The 14656-nt window shown below is 47.8% G+C and carries 14 protein-coding genes; 11 read left to right on the forward strand and 3 right to left on the reverse strand.

Annotated features, from left to right (window positions below):
• Positions 1–45: 45 nt before the first annotated feature.
• Positions 46–1428 carry an asparagine--tRNA ligase gene (gene asnS / locus QNK41_RS15155; RefSeq protein ID WP_319258383.1) on the reverse strand — a complete coding sequence of 461 codons (1383 nt, stop codon included), beginning with the start codon at positions 1426–1428 and terminating at the stop codon, positions 46–48.
• Complete coding sequence (locus tag QNK41_RS15160; RefSeq protein WP_319258359.1) at positions 1428–2852, reverse strand: Do family serine endopeptidase; 1425 nt, start codon at positions 2850–2852, stop codon at positions 1428–1430. The genes asnS and QNK41_RS15160 overlap by 1 nt, the downstream gene beginning before the upstream one ends.
• Before the next feature lie 44 nt (positions 2853–2896).
• On the opposite strand from QNK41_RS15160, the gene QNK41_RS15165 reads away from it, so the two are divergent.
• From QNK41_RS15165 to QNK41_RS15215, 11 genes are all read left to right on the forward strand, one after another.
• Positions 2897–5416, forward strand: coding sequence for a TIGR03960 family B12-binding radical SAM protein (locus QNK41_RS15165; protein WP_319258360.1), 2520 nt, complete (start codon positions 2897–2899; stop codon positions 5414–5416).
• Complete coding sequence (locus QNK41_RS15170) at positions 5409–6950, forward strand: Rne/Rng family ribonuclease (protein WP_319258362.1); 1542 nt, start codon at positions 5409–5411, stop codon at positions 6948–6950. Before QNK41_RS15165 ends, QNK41_RS15170 begins: the two co-directional genes overlap by 8 nt.
• Positions 6951–7124: 174 nt before the next feature.
• Entirely contained in the window at positions 7125–7259 is a 135-nt protein-coding gene (gene rpmH, locus QNK41_RS15175) for a 50S ribosomal protein L34 (protein ID WP_319258364.1), read from the forward strand.
• Positions 7260–7334: 75 nt separating this feature from the next.
• On the forward strand, positions 7335–7700 hold the full coding sequence (rnpA, locus tag QNK41_RS15180; RefSeq protein ID WP_319258366.1) for a ribonuclease P protein component: 366 nt from the start codon (positions 7335–7337) through the stop codon (positions 7698–7700).
• On the forward strand, positions 7697–7906 hold the full coding sequence (gene yidD / locus QNK41_RS15185) for a membrane protein insertion efficiency factor YidD (RefSeq protein WP_319258368.1): 210 nt from the start codon (positions 7697–7699) through the stop codon (positions 7904–7906). Before rnpA ends, yidD begins: the two co-directional genes overlap by 4 nt.
• 137 nt (positions 7907–8043) lie before the next feature.
• On the forward strand, positions 8044–9705 hold the full coding sequence (gene yidC / locus QNK41_RS15190; protein ID WP_319258369.1) for a membrane protein insertase YidC: 1662 nt from the start codon (positions 8044–8046) through the stop codon (positions 9703–9705).
• Between the two features lie 15 nt (positions 9706–9720).
• Positions 9721–10503 carry an RNA-binding cell elongation regulator Jag/EloR gene (jag, locus tag QNK41_RS15195; protein ID WP_319258371.1) on the forward strand — a complete coding sequence of 261 codons (783 nt, stop codon included), beginning with the start codon at positions 9721–9723 and terminating at the stop codon, positions 10501–10503.
• Positions 10504–10539: 36 nt separating this feature from the next.
• Positions 10540–11949, forward strand: a complete 1410-nt coding sequence (mnmE, locus tag QNK41_RS15200) for a tRNA uridine-5-carboxymethylaminomethyl(34) synthesis GTPase MnmE (RefSeq protein ID WP_319258373.1) — start codon at positions 10540–10542, stop codon at positions 11947–11949.
• Between the two features lie 37 nt (positions 11950–11986).
• Positions 11987–12670, forward strand: coding sequence for a YkgJ family cysteine cluster protein (locus tag QNK41_RS15205; protein WP_319258375.1), 684 nt, complete (start codon positions 11987–11989; stop codon positions 12668–12670).
• A gap of 9 nt (positions 12671–12679) precedes the next feature.
• Positions 12680–13024, forward strand: a complete 345-nt coding sequence (locus QNK41_RS15210; RefSeq protein WP_319258376.1) for a hypothetical protein — start codon at positions 12680–12682, stop codon at positions 13022–13024.
• A 61-nt stretch (positions 13025–13085) separates the two neighbouring features.
• Positions 13086–13925, forward strand: a complete 840-nt coding sequence (locus tag QNK41_RS15215; protein ID WP_319258378.1) for a 50S ribosomal protein L11 methyltransferase — start codon at positions 13086–13088, stop codon at positions 13923–13925.
• 147 nt (positions 13926–14072) lie between these two features.
• Here the strand turns inward: QNK41_RS15215 and QNK41_RS15220 are convergent, their stop codons facing one another.
• Positions 14073–14381, reverse strand: a complete 309-nt coding sequence (locus tag QNK41_RS15220; protein ID WP_319258380.1) for a hypothetical protein — start codon at positions 14379–14381, stop codon at positions 14073–14075.
• Positions 14382–14656 lie beyond the last annotated feature (275 nt).

Below are 14656 nucleotides of genomic sequence, written 5' to 3' on the forward strand. Positions count from 1 at the left end.
CTGGCTGTCCTGACCGGCCTGTCAAACCGCAAACGGTAACCTTTTTTAAAAATCTATGTTTCCCGGGGTTCGGGGAAAGGGAATTACATCCCTGATATTCGACACGCCGGTAACCAGCATCAACATCCGCTCAAAACCCAGCCCAAATCCGCTGTGGGGAACGGTCCCGTAGCGCCTTGAGTCTATATACCACCAGTAGTTCTCCTTAGAAAGGCCAGACTCCGCCATTCGCTTTTCGAGCACGTCTAATCGTTCTTCACGCTGGCTGCCGCCGATCAATTCACCGATTCTCGGCACCAGAATATCCATGGCACCAACCGTTTCATCGTCATCGTTCAGACGCATGTAAAACGGTTTGATGGTTTTAGGATAGTCATAAACAATTATCGGCTTTTTGAAATGTTTTTCGGTCAGATAGCGTTCGTGTTCGGATTGAAGATCTGATCCGTAAGCCAACGCATACTCAAAAGATTCCTTGGATCCGAGCAATATATCGATGGCCTCTTTATAGGGAATACGTAAAAACTCAGAAGAAATAATATTTTCGAGTGTTTTCATCAACGTTTTGTCAACGAAACGGGCAAACAGGTCAATGTCTTCCGAACAGTTTTCGATGATAAAGCCGACAAGATGTTTGATGAAGGCTTCACCTAAATCCATGTTACCGACCAGGTCGCAAAAAGCCATTTCCGGTTCAATCATCCAAAACTCAGCCACGTGACGGCTGGTATTGGAATTTTCAGCCCGAAAAGTGGGACCAAAGGTGTAAACATCTCCCAAAGAGAGGGCAAACATTTCAGCGGACAGTTGGCCGGAAACCGTCAGGTTGGATTCCTTGCCGAAAAAATCCTTGGAGAAATCTATTTTTTCGTTGGATGCAATCGGCATGGACGGATTCAGCGTCGTCACGCGAAAGAGTTCTCCGGCGCCTTCGCAGTCTGATCCGGTAATTACGGGGGTGTGAATATAGCGAAATCCCCGATCCCTGAAGAACTGGTGAATCGCCCAAGAGAGTTCGGAACGGATTCTGAAAATAGCCCCATATTTATTGGTCCGCGGTCGTAAATGGGCTATGGTTCTCAAATATTCATCCGAATGGCGCTTTTTCTGCAGTGGAAAGGTCTCCGGCGCCAAACTGATAATTTCCATCTTGGTTGCCTGGACTTCCCATTTCTGGCCGCCTCCCTGGGAAGGAACGAGGCTCCCCCAAACGGCCACTGCCGATCCGGTAGTCAGGTTTTTAAGGTCGCTGTAGTCAGGCAGGCTTTCATCAACCACGATCTGCATGTTTTTCAGGCAGGATCCGTCATTGACTTCGATAAAGGAAAAGTTTTTCGAATCGCGTCTGGTTCTCACCCATCCTTTAATCAGCAAGTTTTCAAGGGGTGTCCCGGTTTTAAGCAGCGCTAAAATTTTTTTTCTTTTCATCATCCATTTTCCTTCATGGTTGTATTTACATAATAAAGATTACCATGGCGCTGAATGAGAAGTATCACCGATGGCTTGTGGCGGTATTTAATAATGGCCGCCTTAAAATCCGCCAGAGTTTCCACCCTCGCTTCATCGATTTGACGGATAATATCTCCGGGTCTCACGCCCAACTGGTCCAAGTGGGAACCCCGACTCATTTCTATGATCAGCACCCCTGTGTTTGTTTTTATGCCATAGGTTAATTGGGATTGTTCATCAAGGTCGGTTACTTTTATCCCCATCCGTTGACTGGCCAGTTCCAGTGCCCGATCAAGCGGAAAGACCGCCGTTTCGATGGAAATTCGAGTGATTTTTCCTTTTCGGCTGATTTCCACCGAGAGGGTTTGTTCGGCTGAAATTTCATTCATCTTTGCTTGATAGGCCAAGATGTCGGTTATCCTTAAGCCGTCTATGGAAAGGATTATATCGCCTTCATCGATGCCTGCCGTTGCCGCCGGGCTTTCTGTTTCCACCGCTGTAACCATGAGCCCGACATCGCCTGGGACCCCGAGATAGTTGGACAGATTGGAATCAAGGGCTTGAACGGACATACCGATCCAGGCTTGAACGACCTCTCCGAAATTGATCAGATCGGAAATGATTCGTTTGGCGCGGTTTATCGGAATGGCAAATCCGATGCCCTGAGCTTGCGCATAGATTGCCGTATTGATGCCGATCAACTCGCCGTTGATATTTAGCAGGGGGCCGCCGCTGTTTCCCGGGTTAATGGATGCATCGGTTTGAATGAATTTATGAAAAACTCGATCTGCGGTTTTAATACTTCGATTAACCGAACTGACCACGCCTGTGGTGACCGTATGGGAAAATCCAAAGGGATTTCCGATGGCAACGACTGATTCCCCAATCATCAAGTCCTCTGAATGGCCCATTTGAATGGCTGGCAACACCTGGTCCGATTGGATTTTGAGCACAGCCAGATCCGAATCCGGATCCATTCCTATTATGGTCGCCTCAAATTCGCGCTGATCGTTCAACGCTACGCGGATAGTGGTTGCCTTTTCGACAACATGGGCATTGGTCAAAACCAAGCCGCGTGTGCCATCGATGATGACGCCGGAACCAAGACTGGTTCGCTTTTCCCTTCGTTCAAGTTCGGGAGCAAAAAAATCGCGGAAGAATTGGTCTAACATCGGATCCATGCCATATCCTGAAAAAGGATTGGAATTCTTGCGGATTTCATATTGTGAACTTATATTGACCACTGCCGGGCTTGCTTTTCGCACCGCTTTGACGACATCGTTTTCCCGTGTTTCAATGCTGCAAAAGCCGTTGTTCCAGGTGATAAGAAGAATCACCAAAGATCCCGCATACCGGAGCAGGGCGCTTTTTTTTCTGTCGTTGAGTCTAATGGTCGGGGTCATTTTTTAGCGTGTCCATAATTAATAATCAGGTTAAGAAACATAACATGAGAGAAACATCCATTCAAGATCTCCTGCCGTTGGTCCAGATGCCCAGCCGTTATTTAGGCAGCGAAATTAATCGGATAAAAAAACCCTGGGAAAAAACCCAGGTGCATGTCGCCCTGGCGTTTCCCGATCTTTACGAAATAGCCACATCCCACTTCGGTATTCAGATTTTATACGGGATGCTCAATGCCCGGGAAGAGATACTGGCGGAGCGGGTCTTCGCGCCGGCCGTAGATATGGAGGCGCAGCTTCGTAAAAATAAGTTGCCATTGTGTTCCCTTGAGTCTGAAACGCCATTGAAAAACTTTGATATTCTTGGCTTCAGCCTGCTTTACGAGCTGAACTACACCAACATGGTCAACATGCTCGATCTATCAGGAATTGCCTTCTTTGCCGAAGAGCGAGGGAAGAAGGATCCCTTTGTTATCGGCGGAGGCCCATGCACCTGCAACCCGGAACCGGTGGCTGATTTTTTCGATGCAATTGTGGTGGGAGATGGAGAAGCCGTTATTTTGCAGATGACCGATGCATGGAACGTGTGGCGCCAATCGGACAGTGGTAAAAGGGAAGACCTGCTTCAGCGCTGGTCTCAGATAAAAGGGGTGTATATTCCTTCATTTTTCGACCTTTCCGTCGATTCCCGTGGAACCCAGCGGTTAATTCCAAAAAAAACATCGCACCAGGGTGTTGAACGGGCGGTTGTTTCAGACCTGAACGCTGAACCCATTCCTTCGCAACCCATCATTCCTTTCGGTAAACCGGTACATGATCGGTTGCGCATGGAAATTGCCAGGGGGTGCACCCGGGGCTGCCGATTCTGTCAGGCGGGAATGATCTATCGGCCCGTGCGGGAACGTCAACCGGAAGCGGTATTGACTTCGGTGAGTCAATTGCTGAAGGAAAGCGGATATGAAGATCTTAGCCTGCTGTCACTGAGCACGGGGGATTATTCCTGTATCGCACCGCTGATGAAAAAGATTATGGACGTCGGTGCCAAGGACCGGGTGGCCGTATCCTTGCCGTCCTTACGGGCCGGCACGCTCACTCCCGAACTGATGGAACTGATCCGACAAGTTAGAAAAACCGGCTTCACCATCGCACCGGAGGCAGGAAGTCAACGCCTGCGGGATGTAATCAATAAAAATATAACGGAAGCAGATATCGTCGAGACTGTCGAAAATGCTTTTTCTCTGGGCTGGAAATTGATCAAACTTTATTTTATGGTTGGCCTTCCCACCGAAACACAGGCGGACATCGCAGCGATTGTGGCCCTGGTGAAACGGTTAAAGGCCATTGGCAAAAAACAGGGACGAAGTGAAAAAATAAACGTCAGTGTCGCCACATTTATTCCCAAACCGCATACACCCTTTCAGTGGGAACCCCAGATCAGTCTCGAAACCGCCCTTGAAAAAATAAACTGGCTGAAAGACAACCTGAAACTGCCCGGCGTCCAGGTTAAATGGCAGGACCCCCGGGTCAGTGTGATCGAAGGGGTTTGGGCCAGAGGAGATCGACGGCTGAACAAGGTGTTGATCAACGCGTGGAGAAGCGGTTGCCGGTTTGATGGGTGGACAGATTTTTTTAATTATGACCGATGGATAACGGTTTTTGAAGCGAGCGGGATAAATCCGACGCAATTCACGGATGGAAGATCCGATTTAGACCGTCCGCTGCCATGGGATCATATTAATATTGGTGTGGATCGGTCTTTCCTGATCGAAGAAAAAGCCCGGGCGGCAGTCGGCAAGATCACCAGCGACTGTCGAACCGGGTCCTGCAGTGGATGCGGCGTCTGTGATTTTGAGTCGCTTAAACCGGTTTCTTTTCATGATCATAAAGAAATTTTTTCAACGGAGAGGCCGTTGCCTGAGCCGCCGTCGTCAGAAACAGGCATCAAGTATCAGGTCAATTTTAAAAAAATGAGATCTTCCCGATTTTTAGGGCATCTTGAGATGGTTAAAATTTTTATCAGAAGTATGCGGCGAGAGGGGATTCCGTTGAAATATTCCGAAGGGTTTCATCCCATGGCAAAAGTCTCATTTGGTGATACGTTACCCATGGGGATGCAAAGTGAAGATGAACGGATGCTGGTTACACTGACCGAGCCCATCGATTCGGGTGAACTGATTTTACGGTTGCGCCGGCAAATGCCCGACGGTCTGGAAATCACCGGTTGTGCACCATATGTCAAAAAGAAGTCCCTGGAACGGATCGACAGCCAGCGTTATCGGGTCGAACTAAAAGATGGCTTTTTCAGGCAAAAAGATTTAGATTGGTTTTTTGGGCAACAAAGCGTAACTATTGAAAGAAAAAGCAAGAAAGGTAAGCAGGTGGTCGTTGATTTTAAAAAGGCGGTTTCCGACATCAAACTGTTGGACGACCATCATGTTTTTATGACCCTTGGAACGGATAATGACCTGATGGTGAGACCGGGCCACGTATTGAAAACGGTATTTAAATTGAGCGACCTGCAGATTCTGACCGCGATAATCACCAAACGAAAAACCAATCATGGCTAAAAAGATCATTATCAACGTGGCCGACCACGAAACCCGGGTCGCTCTCGTTGAAGACGAAACGATTGTTGAACTTTTCATTGAAAGAAAGGGAAGCCACGACAGCACCGGCAACATATATAAAGGCCGGGTTCAGCGGGTGCTTCCGGGAATGCAGGCAGCCTTTGTAGACATAGGCCTGAACCAGGCCGCCTTTATTTATGTGGATGATGTGGTCCGCGACAATTATGCAGACATCGACGACCATTTTATTTGCAACGATGTTGAGGAAGATGCTTTTTCTAACAACGCCCGCCAATCACCCACCATCCCAAAAGAAGAAAAAGACAACATAGAAGACCTCATCACCGAAGGGCAGGAAATTCTGGTTCAGGTTTCAAAGTCTCCCATCGGCACCAAGGGTGCCAGAATCACCTCCAACATTTCTCTTCCCGGCCGCTTTTTGGTGTTGATGCCCACATCCTCTCATATAGGCATCTCGCGGCGGATCGAGGATGAAATTGAGCGCCAACGGCTAAAAACCATTGTTTCCGAGTTGTCCAGCAACAGTGCGATGGGCTATATTGTGCGAACTGCAGCAGAAGGTGTGCAAAAAGAAAAAGTTGCCTACGAAATGGGTTTTCTGAAAAATCTGTGGTGCAACATTCAAAAAAAATACCAGACGGCCGCTACCCCATCCCTTCTTCATCAGGAGTTGAACGTCAGTCTCAGAGCGGTCAGAGACCTGCTGCTTCAGGAAGCGGAAAAACTCGTGATCGATTCAAGAAAGGATTTCGGGTCGGTACTGGCGTTTCTTGACACCTTTAATCCGTCCCTTAAAGATTCCGTTGAACTGTTTGAGGGCGGCGAACCCATTTTCGATGCATACAACCTTGAAGGCGATATTTCCAGAGCGTTGAAGCGAAAAGTGTGGCTCAAGTCAGGGGGGTATATCGTGATCGAACACACCGAAGCCCTGGTGGCCATCGATGTGAATACGGGTCGATATGTCGGAAAGTACAACCTGGAAGAAACCATTTTAAAAACCAATCTGGAAGCCGTTAAAGAGATCGCCTACCAGGTCAGATTACGGGATATTGGCGGAATTATCATCATCGATTTTATCGATATGGAAAAAAAATCGAACCAGGAGAAAGTCTTTTCCGCGCTTAGTGAAGCCTTTACCAAAGACAGAAGCAAGACAAACATCCTTCCCATTTCCGATATGGGCCTTATTCAAATGACGCGGAAAAGGACCCGTAAACCCCTTACGCGACTATTGTGTGACCCGTGTCCCTATTGTGATGGTGAGGGGTATATTATATCAATAAGAACGGTGTGTTATGCAATATACCGCGAGATTTTGAGATATGCCACAGACATGACCGGAATCCGACTCACCCTACGGGTGAATCCGGAAGTTGCCGATTTTCTTCATGGTGAAGAAAACCATCTGATTCAGGGTCTGGAAAAGCGCATCGGAAAACAGATCATTATATACCCGGACAACCGCTATCACATGGAAGCGTTCGAAATTATTGAGTCCGCCCATGATTGAACCGATAAGGTGAGCCGGCCGTTTTTCGTCCAACCGGGTGGTGGTATCCCGAACGCCTGACTCGACAGTCAGACCTGTTTTTGCGGCTTGACACAGCGGCCTTCATGTGCTTAAGGTACCCGATTCAACTGACGAATACTGGCATTACATAATGGTAAAGAAGGAAATTAACCGATGAAACGTACTTACCAACCGAGCAGAATCAAACGGGCCCGAACCCATGGATTCAGAAAAAGAATGTCAACCAAGGCAGGCCGACGCATTATCAATCGTCGGCGGGCAAAGGGTAGAAAAAGACTGGCGGCTTAACGAATTCGTCGATGAAGACGCTTTTTCGGATACTGGGTAAAAAATACAAAATCCAATGAAAAAGGGTCTATATCGTTGACACGGGTTACATTCACCAAGGCAGATCGAATCAGGACGTCCATCGAATATCGGGCGTTATCTAAAAATGGGAATCGTTATTACAATGACTATTTTGTCATCATCTCCCAGGCAAACCAGGCTTCACGATCTCGCCTTGGCATTACCGTCTCTAAAAAGGTCGGGAATGCCGTAACGAGGAACAGGATCAAGCGAATCATTCGCGAACATTTTCGATTGAACAGACGAATACTACCGGACCGGCTCGATATTAACATCATTGCCCGACCATCGTCTGGACGGATAAGGGCTGCGGCAATTCGGGACCACCTCGAACGCTGTTTCAAAGCGATCACCGCAAAAACCCGAATCGCGGGAAGATGAGCAAACTGGCACTACTGTTGATTAAGTTGTATCAGGTCTCTGTATCACCCTTTTTGGGACCTGCTTGCCGATTTGTTCCGACCTGTTCAGATTACGCTTATCAGGCGATCTCCACTTATGGTTTTCAAAGGGGAAGCCTGCTCGCAATTAAAAGGCTTTTACGGTGCCATCCTTTTAATCCCGGTGGTTTTGATCCGGTTCCGTGAATGTTCTATCCCGTTCGAAAGTCGCTTCGCTTTAAGCCCGCCTCGATTGCCTTCTGCGAAATGCTTACGCCGTTCAAAAACTACTATCAACGTATCTTTCGCGACTGTTGACGCAATTTGGCGTCAAGGAGAAAATAATGGAACAATTTCGACTGTTGCTTGCCATTGGTCTGTCCTTTCTGGTTCTATTTGTCTGGAGCATGTTTTTTGTAGACCAGCAGCCGGTAAACGACAATCAGGAATCCGTGACGACAAAAACGACGCCGGAAGATGAGCAAGCCTCGCGTAAGACAGCCGGATCCACGAGCGCGACCATCAGCAAAGAAGAGGTCGATGCAATAAAAGCAGCCCCGGTCGTGGAAAATCAAAGCCGAGAAATAACCGTTGAGACCCCGTTCTATACCGTTCGTATTTCCGCCAGGGGCGCAACCTTTGCCAGTTACATTCTCAAAAACTATCGAGAAACCGTCGACAAGGATTCTCCAAACAAACAACTGATCCCGCCCTCTTTTAAAGCGGGCGTTTTTCGTACCTCCCTATTGGGAAACTCGTTGAACGGTCTCGAAGATGCGGTTTTCTCCATTGCCCAAGAAGGAGACAGACTGGTCGTCGATAATGATATAAAAGACCTCTCCTTCAACTGGGTGGCTGATGACGGGACCATTCTCACTAAAACCTATACCTTCGATCCCGACTCCTTCCTTATCGGTTTGACGGTCGTAGTCAAAAATGCTTCGGAAAGGGTACTGAAGGATCAGCTGGTTCTTTCTGTCCGAAAACCCCTCGAAGAGAATAAGGGCTATGGGTTTGTCGGGCCCAGTGGTTTTATCAACGATAAGTTGGAACAGGTTAAAACAAAAAAAATTGAGGATCAGAATGAATATAAAGGCACTATTAAGTGGATCAGTGTTGAAGACCGCTATTTCCTTTCGAGCATCATTCCTGGATCCGAAATCAACGGTAGCATGAAGCTGGCGGTGATCGACAACGTTGTTGTAAACCAGTTGGTCAACCCCATGTTTGCGCTTTCACCAGGCGAAACGCTAGCGTCCAATTTTTATGTATTTATGGGGCCAAAGAGCATGGATTTGTTAGACAGCCTGGGTCACGATCTCGGCAAGGCGCTAAACTTCGGTTTTTTCAATGTCATCGCCAAACCCTGTCTCTGGTTCATGAACAAAATACATAGTGTTCTTCCCAATTACGGAATCGCCATCATCCTTCTGACCCTTTGCACGAAAATCATCTTATGGCCGCTGGGCAACAAAAGTTACAAATCAATGAGTGAGATGAAAAAGCTTCAGCCCCTGATGACCGAAATTCGCGAAAAACATAAAGGCGACAAACAAAAAATGAACCAGGAATTGATGGCCTTGTATAAAACCTACAAGGTCAACCCCATGGGCGGATGCCTGCCCATGGTCCTTCAAATCCCGGTCTTTTTTGCCCTTTATCGGATGCTCTACCAGGCCATTGAACTAAGACATGCGCCATTCTTTTTATGGATCAACGACTTGTCCGCGCCTGACCGTCTTTTTGACTTCGGGTTCTCCATTCCTTTTATGGAACCGCCCTATGGAATTCCGGTGCTGACCATTATCATGGGCGCAACCATGTTGCTTCAACAAAAAATGTCACCCCCTCCTGGAGATCCCACCCAAGCCAAAATGATGATGTTAATGCCCGTGGTTTTCACTTTTATTTTTATCAATTTCTCATCCGGACTGGTGCTGTACTGGCTGGTAAACAACGTCCTTTCCATCAGCCAACAATACTACGTCCAAAAGAAAACCGCATAAAATTTGGAGGCAAGAATGTCTAAATTCTATGAATTTCAAGGTAAAAATGTTGATCAGGCGATCGAAAAAGCCAGTGATGAGCTCGGTATCCCCCCGGAAAAATTAAAGCATGAAGTACTGGCCTATGGTTCAAGTGGAATTTTCGGACTCGTCGGTGTAAAAAAAGCCAAAATAAAGGTGTTCGTTGAAGAAGATAAAAACAGGACAACGCCGGCTAAACCGGTTAACCGAGAAAGACCGGTAAAGCGTGACGAAAAACCCGCCACAGCAGAGGCCGCGCCTGCAGACCCAAAACCGCAAGGACACGATGAAGCCCTGCTCACCGCCGGTATTCATTCGCTGCAAACGATCATAGATGGAATTACCGTGGGAGCGACGGTCAATCTGACTCATCAAAGAGAAAAGCTGCTATTTTCAATTTCCGGAGGAGAAAGTGGCGTTTTGATAGGTAAAAGAGGCCAGACGCTTGAAGCCATTCAATACCTTCTGGAGAAAATGGTTAATAAAAAAAGTACCAACCGGGTACGTGTGTTGGTTGATGTTGAAGGTTATCTCGATAAGCGTAAAAGCAATCTCCAATTGATGGCATCTAGAATGGCGGAAAAGGCAAAACGAACAAAAAAGCCGGTAACCATCGGGCAGATGAACGCACACGACCGTAGAATCGTTCACATTCACTTGAAGGATGAAAGCGGCGTGAGGACCCAAAGCATCGGAGATGGCTACTATCGAAAATTGATGATCTTTCCCAAAAAACAAGCAGGGAGCAGCCGAAAAGATTCTGAGGTAAAGGTGTAACCTGTTGATGTTATTGTATTTAACATCAGGTGAGCTATGACCAACGATACGATTGCCGCCATATCGACACCGTTGGGCCCCGGTGGAATTGGAGTTGTCCGAATTTCAGGTCCCCTTGCCTACATGATAATGAAGCGACTTTTTGTACGGCGGAAACGACGCGCCAGTCGAACGGGAAGTCTTTCTGAAGAAGGTCGATTTTTCTCTCATTTTGTTTACTACGGTCATCTTGTTGAACCCGGGAATGAAAACATCATTGATGAAGTCCTGGCAATCTACATGAAGGGACCAAAAAGCTTTACCCGGGAAGATGTTGTAGAGTTCCAATCCCACTCCGGCTTTGTGGTACTGAATCGGATTTTAAGTGTCGTTATAGATGCCGGCGCTGTCTTATCCAGTCCAGGAGAGTTTAGCAAGCGCGCTTTCCTAAACGGGCGTATCGACCTGACTCAAGCGGAAGCGGTTATCGACCTTATTAACGCGCCATGTGAAACTGCAGTCCAGATGGCCAGTCGTCAGGTTGCCGGGGGGCTTCGCGACGTTGTCGAGGGACTAACCGCCGCCGTTACCCGATTGCAGGCGAATTGTGAGGCGAACCTTGAGTTTTACGAATCGGAGGAGCATGACGATGACCGTCTACATGTTCGAGAGACGCTCAGAAGTTCCATATTGCCGGAAATCACTGCACTTATAAAGCGGCAAAAAGATACCGCCATTTTTAAAGATGGGATGCTCTTGGCCATTGCAGGGGCGCCCAATGTCGGGAAATCGAGCCTGTTAAACAGGCTGGTTGAAAGGGAAACCGCCATCGTATCAGAGGTCCCCGGTACCACCCGAGACATCGTTCGAGATTTTTTCTCGATAAATGGCGTCCCGGTTGTTATCTGCGACACGGCAGGCATTCACGACACACAAGATCCTGTTGAATGTATGGGCATCGAAAAGGCGCGCGATCATTTTCACCGGGCAGATCTTGTCCTTCTCGTGTTAGAGGCTGCGCGAAGGTTTAATGCGTTTGAAAAAAAGTTGATCGAAGAGCTTAAAAACACAAGAATGATTGCCGTCATCAACAAGGCGGATATTGCTGATGATGACGCGGTTGATGATATCCAAAAGAAAACGAAGCACATCCCTTATATACATGTATCTGCTAAAACAGGAGCCGGGGTTGCAGAATTGAAGGATTTAATATTCCATGATTTAGTTTCTGGGGAAAACCTTGGCGGCCTTGAGGGCGCTACACCCAATTTACGACAACGAAAAATTCTTGAAAAAATAGAGCGAGAACTTCAGCGATGCGTTATCGCCGCTGAAACGGAACAATCCCTTGACGGCGTTTCTGGATTGTTGAATGATATCCTTCACTTTCTGGGCGAAATTTCAGGAAACAGAAACAAGGAGGATCTTTACGATCATATTTTTAGCCAATTTTGTGTTGGCAAGTAGTGTTTCACGTGAAACATTCGTTGGGAGGGACGGGCATATGATACCTGAGTTGGAGCATGTATTTAAAAAATATGAGGCCTTTGTGGAACAGTTGGACGGGGTCTTTGAGACGGTTCGCCAACAGTATTCAGACTGCGTAAAATGCAAACTGGAGTGCGCGGACTGCTGTCATGCGCTGTTCGATCTCTCTCTGGTGGAAGCGCTTTACATCAATTCAAAATTTTTTGAAACGCTTGTCGGAGAAAAGAAGTCCGAAATCCTGGAGAACGCCAATAAAACAGACCGGCAAACCTACCAGTTGAAACGGAAGGCCTTTAAGGCGGTGGAGAGCGGAGAAAAATCCGAGGAACTGGTTCTTCTTGAAATGGCCGCCGAACGGATACGCTGTCCGCTGCTCAATAAAGACAATCAATGTGACCTGTATGCGTCCCGCCCGGTTACCTGTCGACTGTATGGCATACCGACCGCGATTGGGGGACGGGGCCATACTTGTGGGCTGTCCGCCTTTAATACCGGTGAATCCTACCCCACGGTTAACCTGGAGCAGGTGCACGCCAAGCTGCATGAATTGTCTTGTGAGATCCTTGAGGTGTTGCGATCCACACACGTGAAGATGGGTGATGTGTTGATGCCGCTTTCCATGGCCTTGTTGACCGTTTTCGATGAAGCATATCTTGGTGTGGACGCAGACAAAAAAAAGCCCGAAGCAAATAAAGAGTAAGGTGGTAGCATGGAGCGTTCTTTTTCCGATTCAGACAAGAAACAAGCCATTTTTGACGCCATGTCCCCCCGCCGGCAAAAACACATTCTCAACAAAGTCGGCTACGAGAAATGGTCTCCGTTTGAAAAACCGAAAGATCCGATTGATATCCGGCGAGACAAAAGCCGACGAACGTCCCAAATGCTAGTCAGGGAATTTTTGCAGTCGCGTCCCCTGGAGGGATACTCAAACAGTTACGGGAGGGGCGCGCTGGATATGGCGATAGGAATCGTTAATGATGACGACCGTTATATGGCCATGTATGAGTTTGCCTTGTGGCATAAAAAGCTATTGGCGCAAGAGGGCCTCGAATAGCGCTCCTGTTTGTCGACGAGACAGCCGGCGATTTCCTTAGCCGTGTGAGGTGATGATCGTAATGGCAGTCTCCGAATTGCAGGTTCTTCGATTCGTTGCCGAATCGCCTTCCAAAGTCACTTTTGGCAGCATAATACGTTATTTCTGCAAAACAAACCCGCGGAAGCCAAAGGAACTAAAACACCTGGTCGCCGGCCTGATTCAATCTGGCCAGCTGTGCTATACATCCCACTACGGACACTCCTTTATTGAAATTTCATATGACCAACCCCAGGCGGTCTCCGAACACGTGGTTATCAAACCGCCGTTGTGTTCACTAAAAGCCTTTCCGGGTCAGTGTGTGGTCTCACTTGGACGGGGCGCCGCGTTCGGTGGGGGGGAGCATCCCACGACCCGACTGGCCATTCAATTGATTGACGCTGCTCTTCATCGGCCAAACTGGCCGGTCAGGCGTCATGCCTGCCGGGCGTTGGATATCGGGACCGGCTCCGGTGTCCTGGCCATTGTCGCCTCAAAAATGGGAGTTGGGTTTGTCTGTGGTATCGATACGGATCCTTGTGCCGTTTTTGAAGCCAGCGACAACGTTCGCCTGAACCATGTAGAAAAACGTGTTAAAATCCTCCAGGAGGATCTGGATTCCATCTCAGGCTCCTTTGACTTGGTTTTTGCCAACCTGAGAATGCCAACCTTGTTCGATCTTTGGTCCGTCTTGGAAAATAAAGTCGCCGATGACAGCATTTTTATTTTTTCGGGGTTGAAATCTGAAGAGATCAAATCCATATGTGACTTTTATGAAGCGGTCGGTTTTTTTCTTCATCAAAAACGCTCGGAAAAGGGCTGGAGCGCGATATGCTTAGCGAGGGGCTCTTTTTTGGACGAAAGTGCCGGGCCCATAGACTAATATTGGGGGGCGGCAGATCGTTTGAATTTAAGGCGCTCCTGAAGCCGCCTTTAAGCCATTGTTATTAAATAGATTTCAATAGTACTGGCGTCGTCCGTGAGGCCAGGCATTCACCGTTTTGTGCCCAAAGCCTATTTTAGCTGTCCGTCACGGTTCTTTCAGAAACGACGTTCCCAAGTGATATTCTTCATACTGGGTTGGTCTTGTTTGATAAATTTCCAACATGGCTTCATAGGTTTTCCGCTCTTCGCTGGCTTTCCATACCATCCAGTCTTCCATGCGTTGCCACGTAGCAATGACCGCCATGTTTTCCGGGAAGTCTTTTTGCATGAGTGTTTCTCCGGAAATATATCCGGTTTGATCCATGGCGATGGATCGCATCTTGTTGAGCAGGGATATTATCTGAGGCGTGTTGTCCTTGACGAACCGGCGCTTGATAATAATTTTTGCAATCATGGCTCCCTCCGTTTGTGAAGATTGTTTAGAAAGAAGAAAACGGGAAATGGGGCGAAAGGCTGGGCAGGCTGACAAAGGCGTTTAAAGAGCGCGTCGAAATCGTCAATCCATTTCCGTGGTTACATAAACCCAAACTGAGCGATTGTCGAGCTTGCCGCAGATTCAAGGCAGATGTCGTCGCGCTATAGTGGACTATGCGCGGCGATATCTAACGCCGAAGATGTGGTGATCCGCCTGAGGCGGATAAAGATCGGCAATCTCAATGGGTTTCACCT

This window comes from Desulfosarcina sp. (assembly GCF_033791525.1).
In the GTDB taxonomy this organism is placed as follows: domain Bacteria; phylum Desulfobacterota; class Desulfobacteria; order Desulfobacterales; family Desulfosarcinaceae; genus Desulfosarcina.

Excerpts from the sequence above, each read along its gene's own strand:
- asnS (WP_319258383.1), bottom strand. The coding sequence starts at position 1,428 with ATGAAAAGAAAAAAAATTTTAGCGCTGCTTAAAACCGGGACACCCCTT.
- QNK41_RS15160 (WP_319258359.1), bottom strand. The coding sequence starts at position 2,852 with ATGACCCCGACCATTAGACTCAACGACAGAAAAAAAAGCGCCCTGCTC.
- QNK41_RS15165 (WP_319258360.1), top strand. The coding sequence starts at position 2,897 with ATGAGAGAAACATCCATTCAAGATCTCCTGCCGTTGGTCCAGATGCCC.
- QNK41_RS15170 (WP_319258362.1), top strand. The coding sequence starts at position 5,409 with ATGGCTAAAAAGATCATTATCAACGTGGCCGACCACGAAACCCGGGTC.
- rpmH (WP_319258364.1), top strand. The coding sequence starts at position 7,125 with ATGAAACGTACTTACCAACCGAGCAGAATCAAACGGGCCCGAACCCAT.
- yidD (WP_319258368.1), top strand. The coding sequence starts at position 7,697 with ATGAGCAAACTGGCACTACTGTTGATTAAGTTGTATCAGGTCTCTGTA.
- yidC (WP_319258369.1), top strand. The coding sequence starts at position 8,044 with ATGGAACAATTTCGACTGTTGCTTGCCATTGGTCTGTCCTTTCTGGTT.
- jag (WP_319258371.1), top strand. The coding sequence starts at position 9,721 with ATGTCTAAATTCTATGAATTTCAAGGTAAAAATGTTGATCAGGCGATC.
- mnmE (WP_319258373.1), top strand. The coding sequence starts at position 10,540 with ATGACCAACGATACGATTGCCGCCATATCGACACCGTTGGGCCCCGGT.
- QNK41_RS15205 (WP_319258375.1), top strand. The coding sequence starts at position 11,987 with ATGATACCTGAGTTGGAGCATGTATTTAAAAAATATGAGGCCTTTGTG.
- QNK41_RS15210 (WP_319258376.1), top strand. The coding sequence starts at position 12,680 with ATGGAGCGTTCTTTTTCCGATTCAGACAAGAAACAAGCCATTTTTGAC.
- QNK41_RS15215 (WP_319258378.1), top strand. The coding sequence starts at position 13,086 with ATGGCAGTCTCCGAATTGCAGGTTCTTCGATTCGTTGCCGAATCGCCT.
- QNK41_RS15220 (WP_319258380.1), bottom strand. The coding sequence starts at position 14,381 with ATGATTGCAAAAATTATTATCAAGCGCCGGTTCGTCAAGGACAACACG.